Source organism: Paenibacillus sp. HGH0039, assembly GCF_000411255.1.
Classification (GTDB): domain Bacteria; phylum Bacillota; class Bacilli; order Paenibacillales; family NBRC-103111; genus Paenibacillus_F.
Genome location: NZ_KE150412.1, coordinates 166,728 through 193,034 on the forward strand (window position 1 = coordinate 166,728; position 26,307 = coordinate 193,034).

A 26,307-nucleotide genomic window follows, 5' to 3' on the forward strand; every position below is an offset into this window, starting at 1 on the left:
GTATATGTGGAGCTTCGGAACATTTATACCCCTGTACCCTCTATCCGGGAACGACAATGACTCTATCTTCTGCCACGTCACGCGCCCGGCTCCGGAAATGCCCCTAGACGGCTATCGATAAAGAGGATCACTCCGGGGAGTGATCCTCTTCTCTCATGTATAGATTTTAAGGATGACTGGCCGCGTGACCGACCGGCTGTTCTACTGAATCGATTCCAGGTGCTCGCCCAGACGATCCCACGTTTCGGTGATGCCTTGCAGCATACCCATATCCAGCACCTGCTTCAAGCCCTCGGCCGTTGCATATTCGCCTCTGCTGACGACTTTGGTGCCGCCTTCAACTTCGGTGAACGTCAGCGTGCAGACCGTGGTCGGCATCGTTTCCGCAATGCCGCCTTCCGCGTCGGAGAAATAGTCCGTGTACACGATCTTCTCCGGTGCCTGGATCTCGCTGTATACCGCTTTGCCCCACGATTCCATCCCGTAGAATTCGCCTTGATTTTTGTCCTCGCATTTCATGCAATAATGCCAAACGCCGCCGACACGGAAATCTATGCTGCATACCGGAATGCTCCAGCCTCGCGGTCCCCACCAGAGCTTCAGGTGCTCGGCCTGCGAGAAAGCCTCGAACACCAGCTCGCGGGGAGCCTTGAATACGCGCTCCAGCGTCAGGGTCTTGTCTTCCACCTTGGAAGTGATTGGATTTGTCATTGTAAATTCCTCCTCAATAATTGGGTTCTCTTCCGTCAATCTTGCCGATCTTCCCCGGTTTCCCGGCCCTGCAGCTTCTGCAGATAGTCGTCCAGACGATCGAATCGTTCCTCCCAGATGACGCGGTAGCTCTCCAGCCATTCATCCAGCTCCCGGAAAGGGTCCGGCTGAAGACTGTAGATTCGCCGATTCGCATCCGCCTGCGCCTTAACAAGGCCCGCTTCGCTCAGAACACGCAAATGCTTCGATGCCTGAGGCTGGCGCATCTGCAGCCGCTCCGCAATTTCCCCTACCGTGAGCGGACATTCCCGCAGCAGCTCCAAAATCAACAGCCGGTTCGGCTCGGCAAGAGCACTCATAACGCGAGCGTCCATGGTCATCATCCATTCTCTGCCGGTCTTGTAGGTAAGTGTCCGGAGTCGTTGTTCGGTTTACTTTTTCTTGCTGAAATCAATATACCATATAAGGAATATTCCTGTAAAGGAATATTTGTAACGCTTATAGAGTCATCATTCCTGCCGGACGACCGCTTCTATCATCGTTACGATTCGTAAAACCTGAAGTCTTTTTTTATGCGAATATCGGTATTTATCTCCAAAATCATGGTTCATTATAACGATTCGTTTCCAGATTACGGTCGTCGTTATTGTTTTTTTATACCGGATCTTATCCATTTCTCTTGCCCGTAGATGATAATCCAATCAATCACTAGCAGCCGTTCATATCCTACAGCAAATCTACCAAAAGGAGAGGAAAATGTATGCCATTTTCAACAGGTTTAATTACCAATACGAGAGACGTAGGCACCGCATCTTCCAACATTGTGATGAACGTCAGGAATTTGGATACGACTAACCCGGTAACCGTTACGGTACAGGTATTCGCTTCTGTAAATTCGACTACTTTCTATACGGCCTATCTAGTCACGTATGTGGTTCCTGCAAACTCTTATAATGTCAGAGAATTTTTTATTGCCGGGAACGTCTCTTATGAAGTTCAAATTAACACGGCTTCCGTCGCAACACCCAATGCGTTACTTTCCGTTTTCGGCATCGATGGATTTGGTAATCTTGTCACGGATCAGCGTATTCTTCAATCCGAATTAAGCGTTATTTCGTCACTTAGTCCGATCATGTAAATAGGATTTGGTTTTTTCCTGATCTGTTCTCGTGAACTCCATGATTATATTCTTCACATAAATTTGTGAAGAATGTACATAAAAAGAATGCGTATCCTGTCGCGCTAAGTCCAGTCCAATGCAGTTTACTTAATCGGAATTGATTTTTTTGCCCGAAATCCAGTAATTCGTTACAAAGAGGATCAGCGTAATCCAAACAAGCGTTACGAGTGTATGCTCCATTTCTCTTGAAGGCATCGATCCTGCGATCAGCAATTCCATGGCCAGCTTGCTCATACTTGCCGGATTTATTAAATCGACGATCGGACTTATACCCGCCATAATCCGGGAACCGATAAGCAAAACAATCGCCGTTAATGCAATCATACTCTGGCTGTTAAAAAGGGTACTGAGCATAGTGATAAAAGAAGTAACAAAACAAATCCATACCAGATAAAGCAATAAGGCCGTCATCATCTGGAAAAACGGAACCTTCGTAAAAAGAAAATGAACATATACATAAGAAACGAAGTATCCCATTGCTACACTGAAAGCGGCCATCAAATAATGGGTTATGATTTTTCCAGCTAGATAGGTACGGACAGTTACAGGTCGTGTCAGGATGAAAGCCAACATGCCGTTTGCCTTTTCGCTTTGAATCATCCCCATCATGGAGACGGCAAGAATAATCAGGCCGAGTTGATCAAATTGAGATCCCAACGTGCCGGCTAGAACTTCCCCGCCTTTTTGAGCAGCCATAATCGGATCGATGGTGATTCCCTTCCCACTGCCTAATGTTCCCAGAATGGATGGCAAGTAATGAGTCACTATGGGCTGGGTCATTCCCAATAAAATAAAAACGACCGGCAGCCATATCACTTTTAGCTCACGTATCATTTGAACCCCTTCTTTTTTTACGAGCACATAGAATGTATTCATTTACTTCACCACCAGTTGCAGGAAAATTTCTTCTAACGTGTCGGTATGGATTTCGAATTTTACGATGTCCACTTCATGAACAAGAGCGTTTTCCAATACTCTGTTTTTATCTGTTTGGATATTTTCGACTTCGATATCAATCCTGTTCCCGGTAACTTCTATCTCTCTCACGTAAGGCAATTTTTTTGCAACGTCAATCCATTTTAAATCTTTCGCTGTACATTGTATGCTCAGCTTGTTTTTGTTACTGCGAGCGAAAAGTTCGGCAATCGTGGTGTCTTCTATTTTGATTCCGTTGCTTATCATCACAAATCGTTCGCATATTTCTTCAGCATCGCTAAGTATGTGGGTGGACAATATAATCGTGGTATCTTGTTTGATATCCCGGATCAGGTTTACCACTTCCCGCCGGCCAATCGGATCCAGTGCGGATACCGGTTCATCCATAACGATGAGCGCAGGCTTGTGCAGCAGTGCTTGTGCAATACCGAGCCGCTGTTTCATACCGCCGGAAAAGGTGCCGACTTTTGAATTCCCGACCTCCCTTAGTCCAACTTTAGCCAAAATCTCCGGGATTGAATGGATTAATTCTTCTTTTTGCAGTCCGGAAAGCTGCCCCATAAACGCAAGAGTTTCCCGAGCTGTCATCCAATGATAAAAGTTTGGGTACTGCGGCAAGTAGCCGATTTCCCTTTTCATTTGCGCTATTTTATTCCCATTGAGCAAAACTTCGCCCTCGTCCGGCTTGATCATATCTGTAATCATTTTTAGTAAAGTCGATTTCCCCGCTCCGTTCGGACCGATTAAGCCGACACATTCCCCCGTACTAAGCTCCATCGAGAAATCATTTACCGCAATTTTATCTTTATAGGCCTTCTTTACATGCTTGATCTCCAATTTCATAGTTTCACGTCATCCTTTCGGCCTAGCACAAAGTACAGAATGGGACCCAGTGTATGAACGAAAAGGATTATACAGGTCCATAGGAGAACGCTCTTTCTCGTCGTTCTGTGCCGGTATAGATCAATTAAGGCAATCAGAACCAGCAGGGTACCAATGGCTAAAAACGGGAGAAGCATAGGGATAAAAGCCATAAAGTCAATTTCTTTTAATTCGTCAAACCCATAATGCAGCTGCATGTGTGTAGCACCTCTTTTATTATCGTTATTGATAACGATAATATTAACTTCAAAGCGCGTTCGTTGCAATACCTATTCTCATTATTTATAATAAGAATAGAAGCGCAGAGCTTCGAAAACCAATTCATGCCCACACAAGGAGAAAATGATGGCTAACAAAGCGGAAATTTTAATGCATCCGGTAAGAATGAAAATCTCTCAAGTGCTGATGAGGAACAAAGACACGGGACTGACATCCTTGGAAATGGTCAAAATCATCAAAGACGTACCTCAAGCCACTTTATATAGACATATACAGGTGATGTCGGATGCGGGAATCCTACGTGTACTTAAAGAAAAAAAAGTGAAATCCGTTGTGGAAAAATACTATGTTCTGAATGAACTTGAAGCGAAGTTAAATGTGGAAGAATGGAAAAAAGCTTCTCATGAAAAGAAGCTTGATTATGTTTCCTATTATCAGCTATCCCTTATGACTCAATATCAAACTTATCTCAAAAAAATAGAAGAACAAAACACCCGGGAAGACGGCGCCACTTTTTCATTGGTAGAAATGAAGCTGGATGAGGAACAATTCAGTCAGTTTCAGAACGAATTAAACGAATTGATGACGAAGTATTACCATTCCGCGGGCAAAGATACTAATGCACCGGTCCGAACGATTGCCTTTACGATTATTCCGGATGCTTAGAAGTCTGAGATGCTGATACAGCTTGCCTTCATCCTCTCTGTTGTTCCGGTCCCTATGCGGTCCGAGTTATAGCTGCATGCGCCGCTGGAAATCCTGAACAGGTTCCTTACAATCTCGGAACTCAGTTTGACGAAAGCTTTTTACGTCTGACGCTATAGCGTCTCATTGAGCTGGGAACACCTTTAATCTCAAGAATACCCTCATAAATCAACTGCCTCAACCGAAATTCAAAATAGGCGTCTCCGATATATTGCTCACAACAGCCCATCGCTTCTCCAATTAGACGGGCTGCTTTCAGATAACGAGAATCGGAGGCTGGTCTTAGCTTGTCCAGCTTGTCCAGCAAGTACATGTCATAATAATCATCCGGCACCTCAGTCACTGCGCCGTCGCGCCAAATTCGAAGTGCTCCGCTTTGCTTCGAGATTGTTTGCCATTCTTGCTCCAATCTGGCCTTATCCGCATCCTTCAGGAAACTACTGTCGTCCATGCGGACAAGCGCCGCTTGCAGTTTATCTGACGGAATCTCTCCCGAGTGCCTGTAGCTGATCGTGGCATTCGGACGATTATCAAGTTCCTCGCAGATTGTGCAAGCGTCATAGAGTGCTAAAGAATTTGACCGCCCGCTAAGCAAACGGAACGCGTGCAGCATTCCCGTCTGCTCGCATGCGTTGCGGCTGGTCCAGACAATTACCTTCGCCTGCTCCGGAATTTTGTTGACCCTTTCCAGTAACTGACCGTAATCTTCTTCAGGGTCATCGCAGACTTCAAAGGGCTCGGTAATATGGTCCTGAAACCAGTCCCGCCTTGCTTTCCGTCCTTCGTAAGAGTCCAAGCCATGAATCGGTCCAATGGCGTAGTTCTCGCTCAGCGTAATCACCTTGTGTGTGCCCGACCAGTTGAGCTGCTTCAGAGCCGCTTTTATGCTGCCCGCAAAGGAATAGCCTACAACAAAATGGACACGGGTACAGGTCGGAACCGGGTCCCAGGCCGCCTTTTTTTCTGCGGATTCAATTAATTCGTCATACAGTTCAATGAGTTCGGAAACCGATGTTTCCAGCGGCGCTTCCCGTTCTTTCAGCTTCCTGATTTGTTCCAAAGCGGTTATCTAGAATAAATTTAGCAAGGCCGACAAAATTACAACAACTATAGGACCTATCACCGCGAATCCGATAAAAACGGCTAATAATTTAAGAGGGGCGGATAATCCTTTTGCGGCGATTAAATGATCGATTTTTTCGTTTAAGTTCCTTAGTTCTTTTAATATTTCCTTATTGGTTTCATCATTCATATTTTATCGCCTCTTTCGTATATAACAAAGAAATACCGCACTCACTTATTTTACCATAATTAGGTTTGACGTTTCCCTTTATCTGGTTCCAACCAGTTAGATCAGGAAAGTTATTCCGATCATGCTGCCGCCAGAAACACGGTACAAGATATCGGATAAGCCTAGTTAGAGCCGCTTGGCAGAATTAACAAAATTCCAAGTGCGATGATGATCATAAATAAGTACCGCTCGAAATTTTCAGCGGAAATTCGCTTATTCAAGAGGACGCCAAGTCCGGTAGCCGCAAGAATAGCGGGCAAAGAGTACGCATACAAAACCAACGCGTCTGCCGTCCATAATCCGCCGAGTGCATGTCCTGTCACAACGAGTAAACCGGATATAAGAAAATGTGCTTGCAGCGTGCCCCGAAAACGATCCGGATTCCAGCGCCGCAAGGTACCGTAAACCACGACCGGTACACCGTTAAAATTATAGGCGCTGCCAAGAACTCCGGAAGCAAAACCGAACGGCAAAACCCATCCTCGGTTGTGAAGCAGCGGCCGCCCGATTTTCCGGGAAAGTAACTTCTTCAGCAAGGAATAACAGCCGAAAATGATTAAGAAAATACCAAGTGCGGAAGTAATCACGATAGCAGGAATAAGGTGAAGCATAATAAGCCCGAAAGGAATGCCGATTACAGTGGAAACGGCCAATCGAATCAGGACAGGACGTTCAACATGGCGCCAGCCGCTAAACACGGTCAGCAATGCAACGGTCAGCCCCGCCAAACCGATCAGAGAAACCGACGTTTGCAGAGGCACCGGCAGCAGGGCAAGCAAAGGCATGCTCACGATCGCCTCCCCGAAGCCGAACATAGATTTCATGAAGGCGCCGACAAAAACCGCAGCGACCACCAGCGCGATCAGAGAGAAAGTCATTGCTCCCTCCCATCGGCTAAATAAGACCGCCTGTTCAACCATTTAGCATCAACATTAAAATAACGCAAAGAACCCCTCCTTTTTGTACAGGTCTATATAATATCATACGTTTTCTATGTATAAAATACGTGTTTTAACGGGTTTTAAGTGCTTTTAAAGCGGTTTTAAGACCATCGAACAATATCCTATACATGAAGTTTTTATATGGCCTTTAAACGTGGTTATAGACTATCTGATAAGGTGTGAAATTTATGGAGTTTTCCGTTGTCATGTACGTATGTCTCTGGTATGCACGCGCGTCACCCGTTTTCTCCGGCGGGCTCCCCGCTCTTTGCTGTTCTCATCGACAGTCGCATGTTTCACCCTGATCGCTCAGCATGCTGTTCGATGACTTCCGCCAAGTGTTCGGCATCTCGCCCCATCCACCCTAACAAAGCGGAGCCGCGGCAGGATTGCCAAGGCAATCCTAAATAATACAATCCTTTCACCTTGCTGACACCGCTGCGATGAATCGGCTTTCCGTTGACATCTACCGCTTCCGGAATGTCGATCCACGGATAAGCGTTTCGAAAACCGGTGGCCCAAATGACAGTAGATACCTTCATCCGCGATTTGTCCTTAAAGAGGATCTCTGCGGAGTCTGCATCTATTGCTCTTTGCTTCAAAGAAACGATTCTTTTTTTCAGCAGGGATTTTAATTCCGTCCCGTATACTTGCTCGGGTTGTTTTTTCAGCCAAGAACCAAGCGGAGACTCTGCGTTCGCTTTCAACAAACCGAATGTCTCGAAATACCAGAAAATGTTTCTTCCGAACAATTGCATGGGTTTAAAATGCATGGGTCGGCTCACCGAGATCGTAACTGGCCTGCGATCCGAAAGCTCAACCGCGATTTGCGCACCCGAATTGCCGCCGCCGACCACCAGTACGGGACCGTCCGCAAGCTGTGATTCATTTTTATAGCTGGAAGAATGCAACTGAACGATTTCTTTCGGCAGTTTTTTCGCAAAATCCGGGATAACAGGTTCTTGGAAAGGCCCCGTGGCCACGAGTACTTGACGCGCAGTAAAAGTTTCCTGTCCGGTTTCAATTTTAAAACCAAATTCATGTTTAGTAAGTGAATATACATTCGTCTGATGCCGGATAGGCAGAGCGAAAGCCTTGGCATACGCCTCCAAATAATCAGCCGTTTCATCCTTGGCAGGCAAGCCTTCAGGCACCCCCGGAAACTTCATGCCGGGAAGGCTGCTGTACATCCTCGGTGTAAATAAAGTCAAGGAATCGTAGCGCGATCTCCAAGAATCTCCGGTCCGTTTATGGGCATCCAGAATGAAGAAGGTGACTCCTTTCCGCTTCAGTAAATACCCCATAGCCAGACCGGCTTGTCCTCCGCCGATTATGATAACTTCCACATGGTTCATCTTCACATTTCCCCTAGCTGCGATTTTATCGTTTCTCTAATGTCCCTTTAACAAACCTTGAGCGAATGTACGAACACCGAACTGGAGAAAATCTTCCACTTTGACGAGCGTTATTTTTTGACCGTAAAGCGAAGCGGATATAAAATAGCCGAGATTCATCCAAATAAAAGTCATCGCCGACGCTTCAAAATCGGTTCTCTGAATGACGCCGTTCTCGTACATACGGGTTAAATAGTCGACAAGCAGCTCCTTTAATTGAATCGGTATAGCGGCTGTTTTTTCGTCCAGTTCAGGAAACTGCCCGGTCTCTCTTAATCCGATTAACACCATCTCGCCATTGTGCTTCATAAACTCCTGGTACGCTCGCGCAACGTGGGTCAGGTCGGATTGAAGCTCTCCCATTAAGCTGTCAAAGACTTGATGGATGCCGGGAACATAGGAATACCGGTCCACTAAGGCGTCCAAGATTCCTTGTTTATTAACAAAATGCCGGAAAATCGTACTTTCGTTCACACCGGCTGCTTTTGCGATTGCGCGTGTCGTCATGCCTTTGTATCCCTTTTCCTTCATTAAAGAGATGGCGGCAGTTAAAATCTTATCTCGGGTTTCTTGCGCAGTATGTTCCATCTGCATCACCTTTCATGCGTGCAAGTACTTGCTTGCATGAAGTATAGCATGGCGGACCACGTTTTGAAAGGTTCATTCCGGCTGTATCAAATGGATGAATAGTTGAGAGAAAGCAGTATTGAAAGTATATTTTTGACGGATGAATATTTGTTTATTTCATTTACCTATAAAAGTTATTTCCATTATATATTATACCAATAAAAGTCGATGTGTTATTGTTATAAATTAAATAACGGAATTGAGGTGGAATGCACTTATGTCTATCTATGATTTTCAAGTGAACACAATTAACGGTAATCTTATTGAATTGTCAATTTATCGTGGAAAAGTTCTCCTAATTGTCAACACTGCCAGTAGGTGCAGTTATTCTCGCCAATTCGCTGGTCTTCAAAAGCTTTACGAAAGTCATAATGAGCGAGATTTTGAGATTCTCTGTTTTCCTTGTAACCAATTCAACGAAAAAGAGCCAGGAAGCAACTCGGAAGTGCAAGAATATTGTGAGAGTAACTTTGGAGTGACGTTTCCGTTATTTGAGAAAATGGAGGTTAGAGGTCAAAAGACTCATCCATTATTTCAATTTTTGACAGAGCAAGCTCCATTTCATGGTTTCAATACCCAGACTTCAGACGGTCAAAAGATGCAAAACTTTCTGCAAGAAAAATATCCTGATTTATACGCTGGTGATGGGATCAAGTGGAATTTCACAAAGTTTTTGATCGATCAGAACGGTCAGTTGTACGGAAGATACGAAACAACGACGGAACCATTTGAAATAGAGCCAATAATTAAATCATTGCTTTTAAAGTAAATGAACATTTTCGGTAATAAACGGACACGTTTGCTCAATTAACCCAGACTCAACATTGAGGTTAAACTTAGCCTAATCTTTAAAAGAACGAACGAATATGCTAGCATGAGTTTGTAATCCGCACTGTAGGTCAAAGGAGGAATTTCATTGAAGGATTTAAATAAATCCGAATGGAAGGCAGCTTCCATAAAAGCGGTTCTGTTCGATATGGACGGCGTCCTTATAGACAGCGAACCGATATATTTTGATATTGAACGCAGTTCGTTCGACCATTTCGGCGTGCCTGTGAGCGAAGAGGACCATCATAGTTTTGTCGGTGTAACGCTGGAATCCATGTGGGAGCAAATACTGGACAAGCACCGGATTCCGTTTGCGCTGGAGCAGGTGTTAACGTATCACAAGGACAATGTGATGACTATTTTGTCCGGACATACGGAGCTTACGGCCATGCCTCAAGCGGAACGCTGGTTAAGCTGGCTCAAAGAAAAGCAGATTCCGGTAGCTGTCGCCTCCTCTTCCCCCCGGCCGCTTATTGAGCTGATTATGGACAAGACCGGCCTTGGGCGTTACCTTGACGTACGAGTCAGCGGAGAGGAAGTCAATCACGGAAAACCGGCGCCGGACATTTTTCTTCATGCGGCCGGCTTGCTGGGAGTGGAACCCTCTTCCTGTCTCGTCATCGAAGATTCGCGCAACGGCGTCATTGCCGCGAAAAGCGCCGGCATGCGGTGCATCGGACTTCAAAATCCCGGTTCGGGCAATCAGGATCTTTCACTCGCCGATCACCGGGTAAGCAGTTTTGAAGAGCTCTGGGCTTTAAAAGATTCGCTGCCTTTTGCCCCGCTTTCTTCGCTAACTTAACAGTTACAAAAGGCGAAAAGAGCTTGCCTTCTCATGAAGACAAGCTCTTTTGTCATTCCCACCAATCCTTCATTTCACTGAACGAAACATCCCACAGCTTCGCATTTCCTTTCAGGGTAATCGTAAAATCGCCCCGGAAGGCTTCCTGCTTTCGTACGATTCAGTTTAGGATCTACTCCTCCTGTACATCCGCCCCTAATTCGCTCGCAATTTCAATGACCAAGGGAATGACGACTTTATTCGTACCGGACACGTAGATGTCCCCCTCGTAATGCCTGAATGGAATCTTGGTGTCCTCGTCGTAGCTCCACATGAAAAAGTCCCCTTCAATGGACATGCTGGTTGCGCCATTCACCGTAAAAACGGTTGTATAAGTAAAATCGGCTTTGGACGAGAAAAGCTGTTTGCACTCCTCCAAAGAGATCGTTTTTGCGGAATTGCCGTTTTCCTGAAACGCCCTTGTAATGCGATAACGCTGGCTCATTGAAATGCCTCCCCTATTTTTTAGTACATCTATTATATCTTAGGAACGCATAAGGACAAAATGATCATCCTGTGAAAGTCGTGTTGTTCTTCAAGGCATTCTTCCTGGCCGTTAAGAAGACATTCAATTTTTCCGAGAACAAGAGCATAGCTGCGGCGGACAGTACAATGTAAAACGGGAACACTCCGATGCCGAAAAGGGAAGCCAGAAAACCGAGCAGAGGAGGCATAAACGTGCTGCCCACATAGGCCACGGCCATTTGATACCCCATAATCGACTGGGAGTGTTTCCGGCCGAAACGCACAGGCGTTTCATGCAGCATACACGGGTAGATAGGCGCCAGGCCCAATCCCGTTATCATAAAACCCGCAAGCGAGAAAACAGGCGGCAATGGCAGAATCAGCAAGGCCGCACCGGCGAGAGCGGTGATTTGGCCGCACCGGATAAGGGTTCGGTTAGACACTTTGAACGTAATAAATCCCGTAACCATTCTGCCGACTGTGATTCCCGCATAATAAAGGGACACCCACTGCGCCCCGACCGCGGCCGGCAGCTCTTTCATACTCACCAGAAAGCTGCTTCCCCACAGCCCGATTGTCGCTTCCGCTCCGGAATAAAACAAAAAGGTGACCAAAGCGAGCTTAACTCCCCTGATTTGTAAAGGCTTTATGGAGCTCTCGGAATGCTCATCTCCTGCCCCGTGCGGGTCTTCCGTTTCTTTGCCTAGAGCCGCGTGGTTGTTCCTTGCCACCCGGTTCCATAAGGGCAGGGTGACGAACAGGAGGATCACCAGGGCAAACTGAATCCCGGCAACCGTCAGGTATCCATCTCTCCAGGAGTCCGGCCCTGAAATAAATTGCGCCATAATAATCGGCCCGAGCGTAGCTCCCACTCCCCAGAAGCAATGAAGCCAACTCATATGATGCGCTTTGTAATGTGCGGCAACGTAATTGTTCAGGCCCGCATCTACGGCGCCTCCGCCCAATCCAAGGGGTATGGCGCAGATCATTAACCAGACAAGCGACGGGGCTGCAGCAAAGCCGAGCAGAGCACAGGCCGTCATGATGCAGCTGATGAGAGTGAGTTTTCCCGTTCCGAACCATTTAAGCAGGGTGCCGCTTGCCATACTGGAAACAATCGTGCCGGCTGTGACGGTCATAAACAGCAAACCGGCGGTTTCAAGCGGCGCGCCTAGATCCGTTTGCATGACGGGCCAAGCCGATCCCAGCAAGGAATCAGGCAGGCCCAGGCTGATAAAAGCCATATAAATAATCAATAAAAAGAAAGTAGCCATAGGTCACCTCTTCTCCCACATCATAAGGTCAAGCCCGAGGTGCTGTAATCCGTTCAAATAATCCTGCTTCCAGTCACTGGTACACAGTTCCGGAAGATGTTCTTCCGGTATGTAGGCGGCACTCCTACTTGCGATTAAATTAAGAAGAGAGCCGCTGACTTCATTGACGCAAAAAATAATCGCGTGAGGATTAAGAATAGCGGTAAACGAAGCGATCAACCTGCTAACGGCATCTATCTCCTTCTCTCGAAGGGCTTCTTCCTCAGATCCCGCTTCACGCTCCAAAGCTTGCAGGAAATTGCGGTCGTCATACTGAGGCACGAATGAAACTTCTCCCGAAAAGAACGTGCTTCCCCGCACCACGTCGCCATTGACCAGAATGCCGGCACCGGGTCCGTTTTGTCCGAAATTCAGATAGATCAGAGTCGGATTGTCTGTCTGGGTCCCTTTTAAATGATAGCCGAGAATGGCCGCATTCATATCGTTTTCAACCGCGACCGGAATGGAAAAACGCTCTTCAAAATAGCTTTTCAGATCAAACTGATGAAACTGCTCATAGCCGGGAATATAGATGATCCGGCCATTGTTGACCGCGCCGGGCACACCGACCGCTATGGATCGGATTTTCGGATACTTCGCAATGATCCTCCCGATTTGATCCGTTAAGCCGGGAATAGGACCCGTCAGGACACCGGATGTTTGGCCATATTCTTTTATGTCCCCCGAACAATTGAAAATCGTGTAATTCGTTTCTGTTTTCTCCAGAAACAGAGCCAAACCAAGCATACAATCCGGATTATACGCGTATCTTTCGGCCCGTCTTCCCCCACTCGAACCATCAAGACCGGTTGAAAAAATTTCCCCGTCCTTCGCCATTTGAGTCAGAAACTTACTGACGGTAGGAAAACTGATGCCTAGTTTGTGACTAAGTTCAACCTTCGTTGCGCTTCCAAGCTCCAGAAGAGCTGCGCGTATGCTGCGAAGGATCGCTTTCTTCATGCTGTCATTGGATGTAGGAGGCAGCTCACTCACCCGGTATCACACTCCTCACTCACTTATTAAACGCATTTAATAAGTTGTCATGATAATAACAGAAATTGCTTATGTAAGCAATCAAAAAAGAAAAAGCCACACACGATGCGGCTTACAATGCATACATATTCTATTAACGATTGAACTACTTATACAAATAATAAATGGATGCAGCTAATGTATCACTTACGATTTGGGACCTTTCATATCCTGGCTGTTTACATTTATCCAAATAAATCGTTGCGTTTTTTTCATTGCCCCCCCTTTTCACACAAACTATAATAACTCAGAGAATGATAATCATTTTCAATTGAATGTGAGAAGGAAAGGGGCAGCAAGTGTGAAGAGACATCGTGGAATGCCAATTATGCTAGGGGGAGGGATTTTCCTCCTGTTGTTAATAGTATCGGCATGCAGCAATTCTGGAGGCAATGCATCTGATGTACAGGTAGGGAAAAACGAAAAAACATTTCAGTATACAACGATTACAGGTGAACAGATTGAAATACCTGCACATCCAAAACAGGTCGTTTATATTGGTCCGACGCTTGGCGATTTCTTGGTGATGGATATTCCAATCGTTGGTAGTAATCTTATCCATACGAATCAAAGTTACTATAAAGGTAAAACGGAAGGAATAGTTGATGTTGGCAATCCAGGTGACTTAGAGATGATTCTAAGTTTAAAACCGGATTTGATTATTAATAGTTATCACAATGCGGATGCAGAGAAAAATAAGGCATTTTCGAAAATTGCTCCTACTATCCCCTTCAACCCGGCTCTTCCTTATGCAGAACGTGTAAAGGAGATGGGAAATATCTTTGGCCAACAGGAAAAGGCAGCTCAATTGATTGCTAAGTTTGAAACACAGTCGAAAGAAATGTTTGATAAGCTTCAATTAGCAGACGGGGAGACAGCAACCGTTTTCTACCAGCTAGGTAAAACGCTTTATGTTATGGGCAATCGTTCACTTGGTGCCGTTATTTATGGAGAGAACGGCTTTGCCATCCCACCAGCTGTACGGAAAAATATTATTGATCAAAAAGGGGTTTCTTTCGTTAAGGTTTCAGAAGAGGTGCTTCCAGAGTTTGCTGGTGATCACTTGTTTGTACTTGTACAAGATAATGGGGAAAGTAAGACAGAATCTGACCAACTGCTGCAAAGCCCGATATGGAAAACTCTTCCCGCAGTCCAAAAGGGAAATGTATACGTTGTTTCAGCTGAATGGAATACAGATGGTTTGTTGGCTTTGGAGCAATTGTTTAAAGAGCTGCCACAATGGATGCGACGGCCGTAAGAAATTGTATCTGCCGCCCACTCCGTTCTTTAAACCGTTAGTTTTCTAAAATAGCGCATATTCGAACTGCTATAGTTGAAAGCAGGTCATTATATGTTATGATAATGATAATGAGAATCATTATCATTTTTGGAGAGTCGCTTATGAATCTAGCCCCCCTGTATATTAGGCTGCAACACTATGATAGGTTTCAAGTTGACCAGAGGATGCCAGTGAGCAGCCATAATGAGGAAATTAATTGCAATGAAACAAATTTATGCACATTATTGATAGCACTCAGTCATGGCATACGGCTGTATGTAGACAAAATTGCAATCGATCTGCGACAAGGCAGCTGCATTCTAGTTTTACCGGTACAACACTACTCTGTGGAATCAAGTAACGGAGAAGCACAGCTTGCGCGCTTTAGCTTTGAAACCTTTGAAGTAGAAGGATTGATTTTGAATCCGGTTGCTCACCCACCGTTGCTTTGTGGTTATCCTTATAGTCTGTTATTTTCTCAAGTCAAGCAAGTATTAGGGAATGAATCATGGATGAGGAATCGATTTTGCTCCTCCCTATCTACATCAGAAATGGCTATGATGCAAGGCAGACTTCAGCTTATTCTAGGGTTGATGGCTCAGTTAGATCAGCAAGCTACCCATTTGCAGAGCGAAGAAAAGATAAAAATGATTCAATATACTGTACATTATATGGAACAGCATTATGATGAGGATTTGACAGTAGAACAACTAGCTAACATGGCAGGAATGGTCAGATGGCAATATAGTCAACAGTTTAAAACATTGACCGGCCAAAAGCCGACTGATTATTTAGTGCATCTACGTATAAAACAGGCAAAGAAACTTCTTTGCAATTCCACCGAGCCATTGAGCAAACTATCTCGACAAATTGGGTTCAAGGACGAATACTATTTCAGCCGGTGCTTTCGTAAATTAACCGGAAATACTCCGCGTGAATATGCCAATATCCATCTACATACTCAGCAAAGAACAGTTATCGATTCACTTGGCAGAAAAGTTCATGTTCCTAAAAATGCAACGCGTATTGTGACGGATGGCAAATATACACTTGGAGAATTACTCGTTTTAGGCATCTCCCCTATAGGAGCGGCCATCTCTATGAAAGATAATGTGATTTATCACAATAAGTTACGAAATATTCAAAATATCGGGTACTGGGCAGATCCCGATAAAATAGCACAACTGCAGCCGGAGTTATTATTGCTTAGCTATTTTCATCCTGAACAAGATTTGCAGAAACTAGATGCGATCGCTCCTACTGTTATACTGAACAGTAAGTTTAGATTATTTGAGCGGTTACGGTATATCGCTAAACTATTTGAACGTAGTAAAGCGGCGGAGAAGTGGATTACTACATATGAGGACAAAGTAAGACTGGTGCGCAGGCAATTAGCAAATGCTTATGTTGCTGGTGAGACAGCTGCTGTTTATCTCAAGTTAGGTGCAAAACTTTATGTTATGGGCCACAGCGGGTTTGCAGCCACCTTGTATGAATCACTTGGCTTTCGTCCCTCTGCCAAAGTGATGCACCTAATCGAGCAAGGGCAATCATGGATAGAAATTCAGCAGCATCAAATGAATCACTTTGCTGGAGACCGCAATTTCATCTTGGCTTCTCCCCTAGAATTGCAAACAGTTGTTGCTCACCGTCCACAGATCGAGGCTATAGCCGAGTTAACTCCCGGTAAAATTCATTTTATGGATGCTACGTGGAATTATGAAGATCCCATCACACGCGGACGGTTGTTAGAGGTACTGCCATATATTTTTAAGAAGAAAATTATGTGATTAGGTTTAGTATCAAAAAAGGTACACACCCGTGTACCGTAGCTTAGACCTGCTAACTGAGATGCGAATCGTTAATAACCATACAGGAGGTAGCGGCATGACACAAGCGTTGGAGCTTTATGATATTACGATCGTTGGCGGGGGACCCGCCGGATTGTATGCGGCTTTTTACAGCGGCATGCGCGATTTGAAAACGAAGCTGATCGAAGCGAAGGAGGAACTGGGTGGACGGCTGTTGATTTACCCGGAGAAAATGATTTGGGATGTCGGCGGAGTTACGCCAATCCGTTGCGAGCACCTCATCCAGCAAATGATCCAGCAGGCTCATACGTTTGATCCGACCATCGTATTGGGACAACAGATTAGCGGACTGGAGCGGCTCGAGGATGGGACAATGCTTCTGACCGCCGTAACGGGTGAGCAGCACCATACACGTACGCTCGTTTTGGCGCTGGGATATGGCGTGCTGAAGATGGCGAAGCTGGACATCGAAGGCGCTGAGCGTTATGAAGTGACGAATTTGCACTATACCGTACAGGAGCTCGAAAGCTTTCACGGCAAGCGGGTGCTCATCTCCGGTGGCGGTGATTCGGCAGTTGACTGGGCCAACGCACTGGAGCCGATTGCCGCAAGTGTCACTGTCGTGCACCGCCGTGAACGCTTCGGCGGACATGAGAAGAATGTGAAGCGGATGAAGGAATCATCTGTCGATGTTCGTACGCCGTATGCGGTGGATCGGCTTCATGGCAACGTTAGCGGTGACGCCATTGAAGCGGTATCGATTGCACGGGTGAATGCAGAGGGCTTTTTAATGGAAGAAACGGAACAATTGGTGATAGATGCCGTGATCGTTAATCACGGGCTGCGCGGTGACTTCGGTTCGATTGTCGATTGGGGTATGGATATGGGGCAATGGAATATTAATGTGAACGAGAAACTCGCAACCAATTTGCCTGGTATTTTTGTGGCCGGGGATACGGCGAACTACCCATCTAAAGTGAATCTGATCGCCGGGGCTTTTACCGATGCAGTGTTGGCAGTCAATAGCGCCAAGCTGTATTTGGAACCGGCGGCAGCGAAGACGGCCTATGTTTCTTCGCATAATGCCAAGTTCAAGGAAAGGAATAAAGCACTTGGCATGACGGATGCATAGAATGAAGACTGGGACGCAAAGCCACGGGTCTTCTGCACGAGTGCAATGACCGGCGAGTATGCTATAATCCACTGTCTATTTATTCCAACTGTCAGACGACAGGAACATATACACTATGAAAGTCGCATAAACTGCGGCTTTTTTGTTTTAAGCACCCAAGTACTTGTCCTAACTCAATGACAAGAACTTGGGTACTCATCGGCTTCCGATCACGACATCGGCGTCCAGCTCGCCGGAACAGACGACCCGCGCGTTCAGCCCGCTGCGGGTAAAAATCTCGGCGGTCTGCGCTGCCTGCCGCCGGCTAGTCTCCACCCGCCCGTTAATTAAAAAAACCGCCTGCAGGCGGTCAAAGCTTGTGCGGAAAACCTCTTTGACTCAGCCTGTCTAGAACAAGATGAACAGCCATGGCATCGTCCACGTAACCGATCGGAAACAGATAGTCGGGTATAATATCAGCAGATAAAATGAAGTACAACAAAGCGCTTCCGAGGATAGCCTGATGGGTTTCGGAGGAACTTTTGGCGCTGTAGAGCGTATACATTTCCTTCAATTGATCGATTAACGGCCCTACCCCGTTCACTTGTGCCAGCTTGGTATCGAACTCCCGGCAGATCAAGCGGTGTCCTTCTTCCGTCTGCGCATACAGCTCGTATTTGGCCAATTCCTGCTCAATGCGCCCCGTTGTGGCTTTTAAATCGGACACGCTGGAGTCCCCGAACAACTCCAGCAGCATACCCAGCGAATGATAGATGTGAGAATGGCCGGTTTGTTTTCCAGGGTTCACTCTATAACCGGAAGCTTCGATCAACCTATCCAACGACAGATCCAGGTATTCGGAAAAAAGCTTTAGATGAATGAGCTTCGGCTCCTGTTTGCCGTTTACGATTCGTGAAATCGTAGCGGTGTCCATTCCGCAGAGACTGCTAAGCTTACGCATGGAAAGCGATTGCTTTTTCAACTGAACCTTAATGAGTTCCCCAATCGTGCTTTCCTTCGGCGGATCAAGAGCTTCCATCGGGGCATCTCCTTTCTCGACCCTTTATGAACTAGTATATGAAAGACTGTTGAAAAATTTACCTTGTCTTTGTCCGTAAAAGCACGAAGTTTGTTGAGATTTTTGGGTGGTACTGGCACTACTTTCTCAACGGCACATACTTTAAAAGCAAATACAACATAACGAGGTGTTGAGAAATGGCGTGGCTGCTTATCTTAGGTTTTGCAATTTCATCGAGTCTCGATAATTTAGGTGTGGGAATTTCTTACGGGATTCGAAAAATCCGAATCGGAATTTTGTCCAACTTGATCGTTGCCGCTGTCTGCTTCTTGTTCAGCTATACGGGAATATGGTTTGGAAAATGGATTTCTTCCGTCCTGCCCGGCATGCTCCCCGTCCTTCTGGGCGCGTTTAGCCTCTTCTTCATCGGAATACGGATCATTTTGATGGCAACTCCGGGAAAGGAGCCCGAAATAGCTCCCTCTCAGTCAAATAGGAATGGATTACGGGGGATCTTACAGAATCCCGAGCAAGTGGACCGGGACAATTCCAAGCATATCGGAATCGCCGAATCGTTTATTCTGGGGATTGCCCTTTCGGCCAATGCGCTGACCAATGGGTTAAGTGCGGGGCTGCTCGGCCTCTCTCCCTTTGCGATATCTCTTACGGCGGCTTTTGGAAGTTTTCTGACCGTATGGCTTGGAGTCTGGCTGGGCGGCAAAGTTGCCGGTATCCGCATCGGTTCCTTTACGTTAGGCCAATTCGGCACCCTGGTTAGCGGCATGATGCTTCTCGTGATTGCCGCCAACAGCTTACTGTGAACGATGAGGAACTAAAAAGGACCAGATTTTGAATCCATTCCAATTTTTTCTAGACCCGAACATGACTCGGGTCTCTTTGTTTTTCCACCTGGTTGTAGAGAGATTCGAATCGGTCGTCGAAAATGATGTGCCGCGATTCTGCATGTCACGAGATCGAAAGACGCATCGGCAATGAATACATGTTGCTGCGTCCCCTACATAAGGTCATTCATGGAATTGTATGGCTTCTAGTGATTTCTAAGTTACCTTTCTATCAATTCTCGCATTATCTATAGTATTCAAAGGAAAGCGAGGTGATTAATATGGCCCGCATAAGAAGAGATGTAGTCGAAATCAAGTTTAGACGCAGTGTCATAACCGGACGAAGAATTATCATTGCCTTCCGTATAATCGGCAGCGCCCGACCATGCAACCGTTTCTTATTCTTTGGCGGTCGTGTGTTTTTTGCTGAACGCTGTCTGTTAAGACACGGCTTTCGGCTTGTGTCATCCAGACGGAATGTCCTAGTTTTTGAACGAAGAATCTAATTTCCATGAAGCGATAACCCTAAGGGGTTGCCGCTTCATTTTTTTGAGCCCGCAAATTAAAACAGAAGAATCGTACACGTTAGCGCTACATATAAACAAAGCGGACTATATAACCACGTATCATTTCTTGCAAATACCGTGTGCTTTACTTTCTTGAAAAATCCGATATGTCTAAAGTCACCGACCGCCCGTAGGAAGAAAACAGAAGCGCAAACGATACACCCCGTTCTTGAAAGGGGATTTGCCGGAAATTGATCTATATAACCGCCTTGCATCAGGAGAATGAAACAAACCATTAAAAGAAGAACAGCCACGAAGAGTGTCCCCGACTTCCCGGGTTTAAAAGCAGGCTTATACTCCCCCGCTTTCGAAGGTATGGCAGCACCGATCCCCCAGCGTCCCCCATACGCCCAATAAATATGTAAGATGCTAATCAGAGCCAAAATACTTACGGTTGACAAAGTCATAACGAGTTTCATTACATCCGCCTCCCAGTGCAGTTTTTAAAACTTGTCCGAAAAACCCAACAAAGTTTCCAAGACCATTAAACATGCGAACAGTTTCGTTTGCGGCCTCGGAAGTACACGAAGCAAAATAAATGAAAATATAAGAGTCAGCAGGTTATTTACATGGCAAAAATAATCCAATAAACCGGGCTCCTTCTTAGCGGTGTGATGTAAATATGAAGAATCCCCAAAAGCATAATCATGATTGCCATGATAAGATATAGGATGTTCATAGAAGCTCCAGCTCCTTTCTTCATCTAACAAGCGGTAGTTAACAGCTAAACCATACGTTTCCGTATGGTTGTGCATTTTTTATGTCCCTGCAGCACGTACAACCGCATCGGGACATGAGTGTTCATAGCTTTAATAAAATCTCAAACATTTTGACGATATCAAAATTCGTATTGCTCTCAAACCGAGTCATCCATCCTACATAAGTTAAATAGGTAAGTCTGGACCTGTCGGCGGCCTCTGAATGCGTCAACCCTCTCTTCTGATACAAGACGGAAATAAAATGAATTCTTTGTTCCTCAATATCGACTAGTCGGGATGCCACGATAGGATCATGTTTAGCCCAGGCATAAATACCGATCTCCATTTTCTTGTCCCGGTTGTTGATACTAAGATTAAGCAGTTGTTCCAGCGAGGAGTTATCCTGTTCTACATTCCGGATGATCCGTTTGGTTGCATGATCTTCCCAATAATCCAGCATGGAATCCAGAAGTTCTTTACGGTCTCGAAAATAGTGGTAGAAGCTCCCTTTACTTATTTTCAGCGCCTTGGCAAGTACTTCGACACGCACTTCATGTATGCCGGCTTCGCCCAGCTTATTTAGTCCGGCTTTTACCCAATCTTCTCTCGTTACTTGCATGACTCCTCCTTTAGATACGGCAGCGTATGTTTTTATCAGAATACGATTCGAATTTTATTTTGTCAATGGAGAGCCAATCAGCCGTCCCGAGGCAGCCATTACCGGCCCCACCGCTTCAAAGCATCCAGTTCATGGATCAATTGTTTGAGAGTTCCTTCTTTTTCAGGTTCACTTTGTTCGTCATATAAAAATTGTTCCGTAAATTCCCAAATATCTTCAAGCAGTCTCCTGATTTTGTAAAATCGGAGCGCTTCTTCATCAATGATATAGCTGGGATGTATTTTTTTATATAAAGCGAAGAAATCGTGAAAATAAGTTTCATCTGTCAGGAACATCAAGTCGGCTTCCACCGGTGCCAGCTTCAAACCTTCCCAATCAATCAAAATCAGCTGATGATCGCTCTGCATCATGTTCCAGGGATGAATATCCGTATGACACCAGCGCAAGGGCAGCATGCGACCGGCCAATTTCGAAGATAGCTCCTGCAAAATGGATAGATGTTCAAACAAAACGTTTTCGTAAGGTTTTATTGCGGATCTCAATCTTGGAGGCAAATGGCGGGCTGCCATCGTTTCGTTGAGTGCGTTCATAAAAGGGACATGAAAATCCTCCGTCAGATGTTCCGCAGGCACCGGGATGGAATTGCCGACCTTGTGCAGCTCGGCCAATATATGGGTCAGTTGTTCGATCTGAGCTTGGTTTAAAGCTTTTTCTCCGATCGTTTCTCCGTGAATATACTCGTAAAGAAGAAAAATACCGTCCGCATTTTCACATACATATTCCCCCGATTGAGTTTTCAGAGGCACCGGGATTTTACCGGCCAGGTCTGTGTTTTCGTTAAGCCAGCAGGTTACGGGGATATATTTGTCCAGCCGTGCGGTTAATTTGGGAGTCGACGACCGTTTTTTCTCATACTCTTTCAAAAAATAGGTCGTGTTACTTGGGGTCTCGATCCGGTAAGCCAAGGAAGCCCATCCTCCTTGCTGCCGGCTGATGCTAATCGGCTCCAGATGATAATGTTCCGTAACCAATTTTGTGAGCCGGGCGAGCTTCAAGCTCTCTGTCTCCATTCCTTTTCCCCTCCAGTGTTGGGAACTTTGAGAATTCTTGCTATAATACTCGTTATAGTCCCCCCTATAAAAAAATAAGGTGAAATTACATGCTCTCATTTGCCCGATTAATTAAATGCAAGCCCCCTATCCCGTAATACCCGTGACGAATTGAGATTTTTCAATTTATAGGGGGCATGAACTGTGTTAACAAAAAAAATCTCAACACCATCCATCCTGCTGTTTATTATTCTTGTGGGTTTTCCGCAAATTAGTGAAACGATATACACGCCTTCATTACCGGATATCGCGGATCATCTCCAGGTCAGCCGGAACTTGATCCAACTGACGCTCAGTATCTACTTCCTGGGCTTCGCCCTTGGTGTTTTTTGCTGGGGAAGGCTCTCGGATTCTATCGGACGGCGTCCCGCGCTGCTTTGGGGAATCCTCGTTTATGGTCTCGGAAGCTTGGGGTGTTATTTGTCCGGCACCGCCGAATGGCTATTGGTAAGCCGGTTCGTTCAGGCTTTTGGAGCCAGTACCGGCTCGGTTGTCACGCAAACCATCCTGCGCGAGAGCATCGACGGAGCCAAACGTCACGCCGTGTTTGCCCAAATTTCCGCAGCGCTGGCCTTCACTCCGGCGATCGGCCCGTTAATTGGCGGCTGGGTAGATCAAGCGCTCGGTTTCAGAGCGGTTTTCCTCACGCTTGTTATCATGAGCGCGGCCGTTTTTGCGTATACGTTCGCTGCACTTCCTGAAACAAAAGGAGCCGTAACAACTAACATCAAAATCCGGTCTGTGTTCCGGCGCATGATTGGCGATAGAAAGTTATGGGCATTCGGTTTTCTCATTGGTGCAACTAACGGTCTTTTGTTCAGTTACTATGCCGAGTCGCCGTTTATTTTTATGGAGTATTTTCGACTGACACCGGGCGAGTTCGGTATTTTCGGTATTCTTGTGGCGCTTTCTTCCATTCTCGGCGCCTTGTTGTCGAAAAAACTGTTAACGAGATTCACCGCCGAAAAGATCATCGTCGCCGGCACGGTACTATCCGCTGTCGGAGCAGCCTGCATGACCGCCATCGTATTGTACAAGGCGAGTCCTTCCGCAATCTTTCTAATCCTTCTGGCCGTCTGTATCTTCATCTTCCTGCTGGGAATCGGGATGGCTATACCCAACTGTCTAAGCTTGGCGCTGGTCCGATACAGCGATGTACTCGGGACGGCGGGCGCCATCTTCGGCTTGGGCTACTATATCCTTGTCAGTCTGATCACGAGCGGCATGAGTTACCTGCACAATGATTCTTTACTCACCATGCCGCTTTATTTTCTCGTTTTGTCGCTGATAATGGTATTCGTAAGTAAAAAGCTGCAGCTACCCGTAAAATAAAAGCGGCCTATTCAGGTAAACGTTCTTCCCTGCAAAAGCCGATTTTCTGTATTCAGAAAATCGGCTTTTTTTTATATTTTACAGAGCCTTATGTTTGTGCACCGCAAGTTTAATGATCCCTGCCGACTATATAAGTCAATAAATGCTTCAGGAAAGCGGTATTGCGGGGAATTTCCTTCAGCGTTTCCGTTGCCAGGCAGTAGTGCTCCCACATCTCTTTGCCGGCGCCGTCCTCTCCCAGGATCGTCACAAAAGTCGAGTTGTTGTTTTCAATATCTTTACCGGCAGGTTTGCCGAGCACATCCAAATTTCCTTCCGCGTCAAGCAAATCGTCTTTGATCTGAAAGGCTATGCCCGCATGGTAGGCGAACTTTTTCAAAGCTTCCATCTCAGGAGCCGGAACTTCCGCAAGAATGGCCGGCATGACGAGAGCCGCCTCGAATGCGATGCCGGTCTTGTAAAAGCAGATCCGGTTCAACTGCTCCAGGGTCAATGCTTTCCCCCTGGCCTGCAGGTCCATCGCCTGTCCCATACACATTTCTTCGGTCTTTTCGGCCGAATAGCGGATAAGGGCAAGTACGGATTTGGCTGGAAAACGGTCCAGCGATGTCTGCTCTTGGGTGGCCTTCTGGATCAGGTACAGACCGGTAAGTTCAGCGGTCGCAATATTATGCACCTGATGCAGGGTCGGCCGTCCTCTCCTCGTGGACGCATTATCCTGGGAAGGCAGATCGTCGAAGATGAGGGAAGCGGTGTGCATATATTCGAGCGATCTGAGAAGCGGGACGATCTCTTCCGCCTTCAGGCCGTATTCGTTTACACCCATAACCCAGGTTAAAATTGGCCGGATACGCTTTCCCGATCCTTCCAGACTGTAATTGGCGGCGTCAATAAGCGCTTCTTTCATCCCCGGCATTCCGTGAGGCTTGGAAATGTGCAGGAAGCTGTTGATCTGATCCCGGACAGTCCGGATCGTATCGGAGAAAGCCTCTTTCTCCCTCCGGTTGTTTTGGAGAACGGTAACCACCTGATCCCGCAGCAGTTTATCGAAGAAATCGACATCGTCCGCTTTGCTTACCATGGTTTGGACGAGACGATTGAATTCGGGATCTCCGGAAGCAAATATCTCCATAATCTCGTTATACTTGTCGGCACCGAGACGTTCTCTGCATCGTTTGAGTCCGTTGATCGCACGATCCAGGATGACCTCACGGGTCTTCGCATCGGACCGGTACACGTTATGAATCAGATGGGAGATGACCGTCCAGTACAATTCATAGGGGTTGATCAGATCCGGACGGCGATCCCGGTATTTTAAATAGTAGGTATAGGGGGTTACCGCACCGTCTTTCCTATCATCGAACATATCCGCGAAATCATCGGCCAACTGATTGTAAATGCCGTAATAAAAAGTCCGGTTATCAAAGCCTTCGTCCGCATCCGCGCTAAGTACGGAACGCACAATCAGCCGGGAAGAAGAGGATTTTAAAATGATGGGGACATACAGCTCTTCATTCGTGTAAGACTCACAGGACAGATCCTTTATACGGTCCAGCTCTTGGGAGTGGAAGAACACATACGATTGTTCGTAAAAGGTTCTCAATGTTTCCGGCCTCTGATACGCCTGAATCGACTGAAAAGCATCCCGCAGCTCCGCATGTACGAATTCCAGCAAAGTCCGGTTATTGTCGGACCAATCGCCTAATTCCGGCACGGAACCCGTCAGAAGCGCGTTGCGTATCATGCCGGTAAATTGTTCTTTCTCTAAGTCAGTTAAGATACCGGAATCGAGAAGATCGTCTATGAAAGGATAGGTCAGACCGTACGAATATCCGAGCCGGATGGCTTCATCAAGTCTGCGGGACCGTTCATCCGGCGGCGTTTCATCGTCCATATCGTCGTCTACGTGCAGAATGACTCCGAGAATGATTTTGAGCAGTTTGCGCTGGGCTTGCTCGGCATTCATTTCTTTGGGGATACGGGAAGAAACGTTTTTGAGTTTGGTTATTAACCATATTGCGGCGGTTTCGATACCTTCCTTCTGGGCCCAGCGGTACAAGCCCGCCCAGCTTATATAATTCGGCTGATCTCCCCCGTCCGCTTTGCCGGAATCCATCAACTGGTTTTTGATATCGCCGATCAGGCCCAGGACCTTCTTCTGTGTGGCGGGGGCATCCAGGGCTTGGCCCAGATCCCGCAAATAAATGTAAGAAATGCTCCGGTCCAGATAATCGTCCAATTTTCCCGTGTAACGGAGCCATTGGATATATCGGGAATAATCCCGTGAATCGGGCCTTCTTTTTCTCCGGGATAAGAAGGGAAATAGCGAAAAAGGCGGGATATGATCTTTTTTCCAAACGCGGATATCTTCAGTCAGGACCGGCACATAGCTCTTCTCCTTGACCTGCTCATAAAGCGATGTGAAATACTGCGCGGCTCTCTGCTCAGCCAGCCGGTACCAGGTTTCGGGCTGGCCTGTAAATGTCTGATTCATAGGATGCACGACCTCGACTTCTATTTGGTTAAACCGTGCTTAGAAGAACAATTCCCTCGCCGG

At 46.4% G+C, this 26,307-nt stretch carries 27 protein-coding genes; 9 read left to right on the top strand and 18 right to left on the bottom strand.

All coding sequences use genetic code 11. The features are described from left to right. Positions 1-201: 201 nt before the first annotated feature. Positions 202-711, bottom strand: a complete 510-nt coding sequence (locus HMPREF1207_RS00590; RefSeq protein ID WP_009676516.1) for an SRPBCC family protein — start codon at positions 709-711, stop codon at positions 202-204. 35 nt (positions 712-746) lie between these two features. Next, a complete protein-coding gene (locus HMPREF1207_RS00595; RefSeq protein WP_009676488.1) occupies positions 747-1,085 on the bottom strand; it encodes an ArsR/SmtB family transcription factor in 339 nt (112 codons plus the stop codon). A gap of 386 nt (positions 1,086-1,471) precedes the next feature. Between HMPREF1207_RS00595 and HMPREF1207_RS00600 the strand changes: the two genes are divergently transcribed. Then, positions 1,472-1,849: a hypothetical protein gene (locus HMPREF1207_RS00600; RefSeq protein ID WP_009676459.1), complete on the top strand. Its 378-nt coding sequence runs from the start codon at positions 1,472-1,474 to the stop codon at positions 1,847-1,849. A gap of 129 nt (positions 1,850-1,978) precedes the next feature. Here HMPREF1207_RS00600 and HMPREF1207_RS00605 read toward each other — a convergent pair whose 3' ends face one another. Genes HMPREF1207_RS00605 through HMPREF1207_RS00615 form a run of 3 tightly spaced genes read right to left on the bottom strand, consistent with a single transcriptional unit; the run spans position 1,979 to position 3,906 of the window. Continuing rightward, positions 1,979-2,767, bottom strand: coding sequence for an ABC transporter permease subunit (locus HMPREF1207_RS00605; protein ID WP_009676487.1), 789 nt, complete (start codon positions 2,765-2,767; stop codon positions 1,979-1,981). After that, on the bottom strand, positions 2,768-3,670 hold the full coding sequence (locus HMPREF1207_RS00610) for an ABC transporter ATP-binding protein (protein WP_009676474.1): 903 nt from the start codon (positions 3,668-3,670) through the stop codon (positions 2,768-2,770). After that, a complete protein-coding gene (locus HMPREF1207_RS00615; protein WP_016423356.1) occupies positions 3,667-3,906 on the bottom strand; it encodes a PLD nuclease N-terminal domain-containing protein in 240 nt (79 codons plus the stop codon). The genes HMPREF1207_RS00610 and HMPREF1207_RS00615 overlap by 4 nt, the downstream gene beginning before the upstream one ends. A 148-nt stretch (positions 3,907-4,054) precedes the next feature. Here HMPREF1207_RS00615 and HMPREF1207_RS00620 point away from each other — a divergent pair, with 148 nt between their 5' ends. After that, the gene (locus HMPREF1207_RS00620) at positions 4,055-4,594 is read left to right on the top strand and encodes a helix-turn-helix domain-containing protein (RefSeq protein WP_016423357.1); all 540 of its coding nucleotides are present in this window, start codon (positions 4,055-4,057) and stop codon (positions 4,592-4,594) included. A gap of 121 nt (positions 4,595-4,715) precedes the next feature. Here HMPREF1207_RS00620 and HMPREF1207_RS00625 read toward each other — a convergent pair whose 3' ends face one another. The 5 genes from HMPREF1207_RS00625 to HMPREF1207_RS00645 form a co-directional block, all read right to left on the bottom strand. After that, positions 4,716-5,693: a DUF1835 domain-containing protein gene (locus HMPREF1207_RS00625; RefSeq protein ID WP_009676469.1), complete on the bottom strand. Its 978-nt coding sequence runs from the start codon at positions 5,691-5,693 to the stop codon at positions 4,716-4,718. 9 nt (positions 5,694-5,702) lie between these two features. Beyond that, entirely contained in the window at positions 5,703-5,885 is a 183-nt protein-coding gene (locus tag HMPREF1207_RS00630; protein WP_009676436.1) for a hypothetical protein, read from the bottom strand. Positions 5,886-6,046: 161 nt separating this feature from the next. Then, positions 6,047-6,844 carry a sulfite exporter TauE/SafE family protein gene (locus HMPREF1207_RS00635; RefSeq protein WP_231391989.1) on the bottom strand — a complete coding sequence of 266 codons (798 nt, stop codon included), beginning with the start codon at positions 6,842-6,844 and terminating at the stop codon, positions 6,047-6,049. A 317-nt stretch (positions 6,845-7,161) separates the two neighbouring features. Next, complete coding sequence (locus HMPREF1207_RS00640; protein WP_009676462.1) at positions 7,162-8,220, bottom strand: flavin-containing monooxygenase; 1,059 nt, start codon at positions 8,218-8,220, stop codon at positions 7,162-7,164. A 36-nt stretch (positions 8,221-8,256) separates the two neighbouring features. Further along, positions 8,257-8,853: a TetR/AcrR family transcriptional regulator gene (locus HMPREF1207_RS00645; RefSeq protein ID WP_331271667.1), complete on the bottom strand. Its 597-nt coding sequence runs from the start codon at positions 8,851-8,853 to the stop codon at positions 8,257-8,259. 250 nt (positions 8,854-9,103) lie between these two features. Here HMPREF1207_RS00645 and HMPREF1207_RS00650 point away from each other — a divergent pair, with 250 nt between their 5' ends. Further along, positions 9,104-9,655: a glutathione peroxidase gene (locus HMPREF1207_RS00650; protein ID WP_016423358.1), complete on the top strand. Its 552-nt coding sequence runs from the start codon at positions 9,104-9,106 to the stop codon at positions 9,653-9,655. 147 nt (positions 9,656-9,802) lie between these two features. Next, on the top strand, positions 9,803-10,516 hold the full coding sequence (locus tag HMPREF1207_RS00655) for an HAD family hydrolase (RefSeq protein ID WP_009676463.1): 714 nt from the start codon (positions 9,803-9,805) through the stop codon (positions 10,514-10,516). A gap of 172 nt (positions 10,517-10,688) precedes the next feature. On the opposite strand, the gene HMPREF1207_RS00660 is transcribed toward HMPREF1207_RS00655, so the two are convergent. From HMPREF1207_RS00660 to HMPREF1207_RS00670, 3 genes are all read right to left on the bottom strand, one after another. After that, on the bottom strand, positions 10,689-11,000 hold the full coding sequence (locus tag HMPREF1207_RS00660; protein ID WP_009676500.1) for a hypothetical protein: 312 nt from the start codon (positions 10,998-11,000) through the stop codon (positions 10,689-10,691). 64 nt (positions 11,001-11,064) lie between these two features. Continuing rightward, positions 11,065-12,294, bottom strand: a complete 1,230-nt coding sequence (locus tag HMPREF1207_RS00665) for an MFS transporter (RefSeq protein WP_009676471.1) — start codon at positions 12,292-12,294, stop codon at positions 11,065-11,067. A 3-nt stretch (positions 12,295-12,297) separates the two neighbouring features. Next, complete coding sequence (locus tag HMPREF1207_RS00670; protein WP_170318721.1) at positions 12,298-13,293, bottom strand: ROK family transcriptional regulator; 996 nt, start codon at positions 13,291-13,293, stop codon at positions 12,298-12,300. A gap of 373 nt (positions 13,294-13,666) precedes the next feature. On the opposite strand from HMPREF1207_RS00670, the gene HMPREF1207_RS00675 reads away from it, so the two are divergent. From HMPREF1207_RS00675 to HMPREF1207_RS00685, 3 genes are all read left to right on the top strand, one after another. Next, entirely contained in the window at positions 13,667-14,623 is a 957-nt protein-coding gene (locus HMPREF1207_RS00675; protein WP_196809646.1) for an ABC transporter substrate-binding protein, read from the top strand. A 143-nt stretch (positions 14,624-14,766) separates the two neighbouring features. Continuing rightward, entirely contained in the window at positions 14,767-16,434 is a 1,668-nt protein-coding gene (locus HMPREF1207_RS00680; protein WP_170318722.1) for an AraC family transcriptional regulator, read from the top strand. 97 nt (positions 16,435-16,531) lie between these two features. Continuing rightward, positions 16,532-17,587 carry an NAD(P)/FAD-dependent oxidoreductase gene (locus HMPREF1207_RS00685; RefSeq protein WP_009676438.1) on the top strand — a complete coding sequence of 352 codons (1,056 nt, stop codon included), beginning with the start codon at positions 16,532-16,534 and terminating at the stop codon, positions 17,585-17,587. A gap of 349 nt (positions 17,588-17,936) precedes the next feature. Here HMPREF1207_RS00685 and HMPREF1207_RS00690 read toward each other — a convergent pair whose 3' ends face one another. Further along, positions 17,937-18,605 (bottom strand): helix-turn-helix domain-containing protein, encoded by a 669-nt coding sequence (locus tag HMPREF1207_RS00690; RefSeq protein ID WP_009676441.1) that lies wholly within the window; start codon positions 18,603-18,605, stop codon positions 17,937-17,939. Between the two features lie 176 nt (positions 18,606-18,781). Here HMPREF1207_RS00690 and ytaF point away from each other — a divergent pair, with 176 nt between their 5' ends. Then, positions 18,782-19,405, top strand: a complete 624-nt coding sequence (ytaF, locus tag HMPREF1207_RS00695) for a sporulation membrane protein YtaF (protein ID WP_009676470.1) — start codon at positions 18,782-18,784, stop codon at positions 19,403-19,405. A gap of 583 nt (positions 19,406-19,988) precedes the next feature. Here ytaF and HMPREF1207_RS00700 read toward each other — a convergent pair. The 3 genes from HMPREF1207_RS00700 to HMPREF1207_RS00710 form a co-directional block, all read right to left on the bottom strand. Continuing rightward, positions 19,989-20,411 (bottom strand): DUF3995 domain-containing protein, encoded by a 423-nt coding sequence (locus tag HMPREF1207_RS00700; RefSeq protein WP_016423360.1) that lies wholly within the window; start codon positions 20,409-20,411, stop codon positions 19,989-19,991. Between the two features lie 382 nt (positions 20,412-20,793). Then, complete coding sequence (locus HMPREF1207_RS00705) at positions 20,794-21,309, bottom strand: TetR/AcrR family transcriptional regulator (protein ID WP_009676492.1); 516 nt, start codon at positions 21,307-21,309, stop codon at positions 20,794-20,796. 98 nt (positions 21,310-21,407) lie between these two features. Further along, complete coding sequence (locus HMPREF1207_RS00710) at positions 21,408-22,379, bottom strand: phosphotransferase enzyme family protein (RefSeq protein WP_009676483.1); 972 nt, start codon at positions 22,377-22,379, stop codon at positions 21,408-21,410. Positions 22,380-22,562: 183 nt separating this feature from the next. Between HMPREF1207_RS00710 and HMPREF1207_RS00715 the strand changes: the two genes are divergently transcribed. Next, positions 22,563-23,750, top strand: a complete 1,188-nt coding sequence (locus tag HMPREF1207_RS00715; RefSeq protein WP_009676510.1) for a multidrug effflux MFS transporter — start codon at positions 22,563-22,565, stop codon at positions 23,748-23,750. Positions 23,751-23,859: 109 nt separating this feature from the next. On the opposite strand, the gene HMPREF1207_RS00720 is transcribed toward HMPREF1207_RS00715, so the two are convergent. Beyond that, the gene (locus tag HMPREF1207_RS00720) at positions 23,860-26,244 is read right to left on the bottom strand and encodes a polyprenyl synthetase family protein (RefSeq protein ID WP_016423361.1); all 2,385 of its coding nucleotides are present in this window, start codon (positions 26,242-26,244) and stop codon (positions 23,860-23,862) included. Between the last annotated feature and the right edge of the window lie 63 nt (positions 26,245-26,307).

Bases quoted from the DNA above. Each gene is read 5' to 3' on its own strand.
- HMPREF1207_RS00590 (WP_009676516.1), bottom strand. From the start codon at position 711: ATGACAAATCCAATCACTTCCAAGGTGGAAGACAAGACCCTGACGCTG.
- HMPREF1207_RS00595 (WP_009676488.1), bottom strand. From the start codon at position 1,085: ATGGACGCTCGCGTTATGAGTGCTCTTGCCGAGCCGAACCGGCTGTTG.
- HMPREF1207_RS00600 (WP_009676459.1), top strand. From the start codon at position 1,472: ATGCCATTTTCAACAGGTTTAATTACCAATACGAGAGACGTAGGCACC.
- HMPREF1207_RS00605 (WP_009676487.1), bottom strand. From the start codon at position 2,767: ATGAATACATTCTATGTGCTCGTAAAAAAAGAAGGGGTTCAAATGATA.
- HMPREF1207_RS00610 (WP_009676474.1), bottom strand. From the start codon at position 3,670: ATGAAATTGGAGATCAAGCATGTAAAGAAGGCCTATAAAGATAAAATT.
- HMPREF1207_RS00615 (WP_016423356.1), bottom strand. From the start codon at position 3,906: ATGCAGCTGCATTATGGGTTTGACGAATTAAAAGAAATTGACTTTATG.
- HMPREF1207_RS00620 (WP_016423357.1), top strand. From the start codon at position 4,055: ATGGCTAACAAAGCGGAAATTTTAATGCATCCGGTAAGAATGAAAATC.
- HMPREF1207_RS00630 (WP_009676436.1), bottom strand. From the start codon at position 5,885: ATGAATGATGAAACCAATAAGGAAATATTAAAAGAACTAAGGAACTTA.
- HMPREF1207_RS00635 (WP_231391989.1), bottom strand. From the start codon at position 6,844: ATGGTTGAACAGGCGGTCTTATTTAGCCGATGGGAGGGAGCAATGACT.
- HMPREF1207_RS00640 (WP_009676462.1), bottom strand. From the start codon at position 8,220: ATGAACCATGTGGAAGTTATCATAATCGGCGGAGGACAAGCCGGTCTG.
- HMPREF1207_RS00645 (WP_331271667.1), bottom strand. From the start codon at position 8,853: ATGCAGATGGAACATACTGCGCAAGAAACCCGAGATAAGATTTTAACT.
- HMPREF1207_RS00650 (WP_016423358.1), top strand. From the start codon at position 9,104: ATGTCTATCTATGATTTTCAAGTGAACACAATTAACGGTAATCTTATT.
- HMPREF1207_RS00660 (WP_009676500.1), bottom strand. From the start codon at position 11,000: ATGAGCCAGCGTTATCGCATTACAAGGGCGTTTCAGGAAAACGGCAAT.
- HMPREF1207_RS00665 (WP_009676471.1), bottom strand. From the start codon at position 12,294: ATGGCTACTTTCTTTTTATTGATTATTTATATGGCTTTTATCAGCCTG.
- HMPREF1207_RS00670 (WP_170318721.1), bottom strand. From the start codon at position 13,293: ATGAAGAAAGCGATCCTTCGCAGCATACGCGCAGCTCTTCTGGAGCTT.
- HMPREF1207_RS00680 (WP_170318722.1), top strand. From the start codon at position 14,767: ATGAATCTAGCCCCCCTGTATATTAGGCTGCAACACTATGATAGGTTT.
- HMPREF1207_RS00685 (WP_009676438.1), top strand. From the start codon at position 16,532: ATGACACAAGCGTTGGAGCTTTATGATATTACGATCGTTGGCGGGGGA.
- HMPREF1207_RS00690 (WP_009676441.1), bottom strand. From the start codon at position 18,605: ATGGAAGCTCTTGATCCGCCGAAGGAAAGCACGATTGGGGAACTCATT.
- ytaF (WP_009676470.1), top strand. From the start codon at position 18,782: ATGGCGTGGCTGCTTATCTTAGGTTTTGCAATTTCATCGAGTCTCGAT.
- HMPREF1207_RS00700 (WP_016423360.1), bottom strand. From the start codon at position 20,411: ATGAAACTCGTTATGACTTTGTCAACCGTAAGTATTTTGGCTCTGATT.
- HMPREF1207_RS00705 (WP_009676492.1), bottom strand. From the start codon at position 21,309: ATGCAAGTAACGAGAGAAGATTGGGTAAAAGCCGGACTAAATAAGCTG.
- HMPREF1207_RS00710 (WP_009676483.1), bottom strand. From the start codon at position 22,379: ATGGAGACAGAGAGCTTGAAGCTCGCCCGGCTCACAAAATTGGTTACG.
- HMPREF1207_RS00720 (WP_016423361.1), bottom strand. From the start codon at position 26,244: ATGAATCAGACATTTACAGGCCAGCCCGAAACCTGGTACCGGCTGGCT.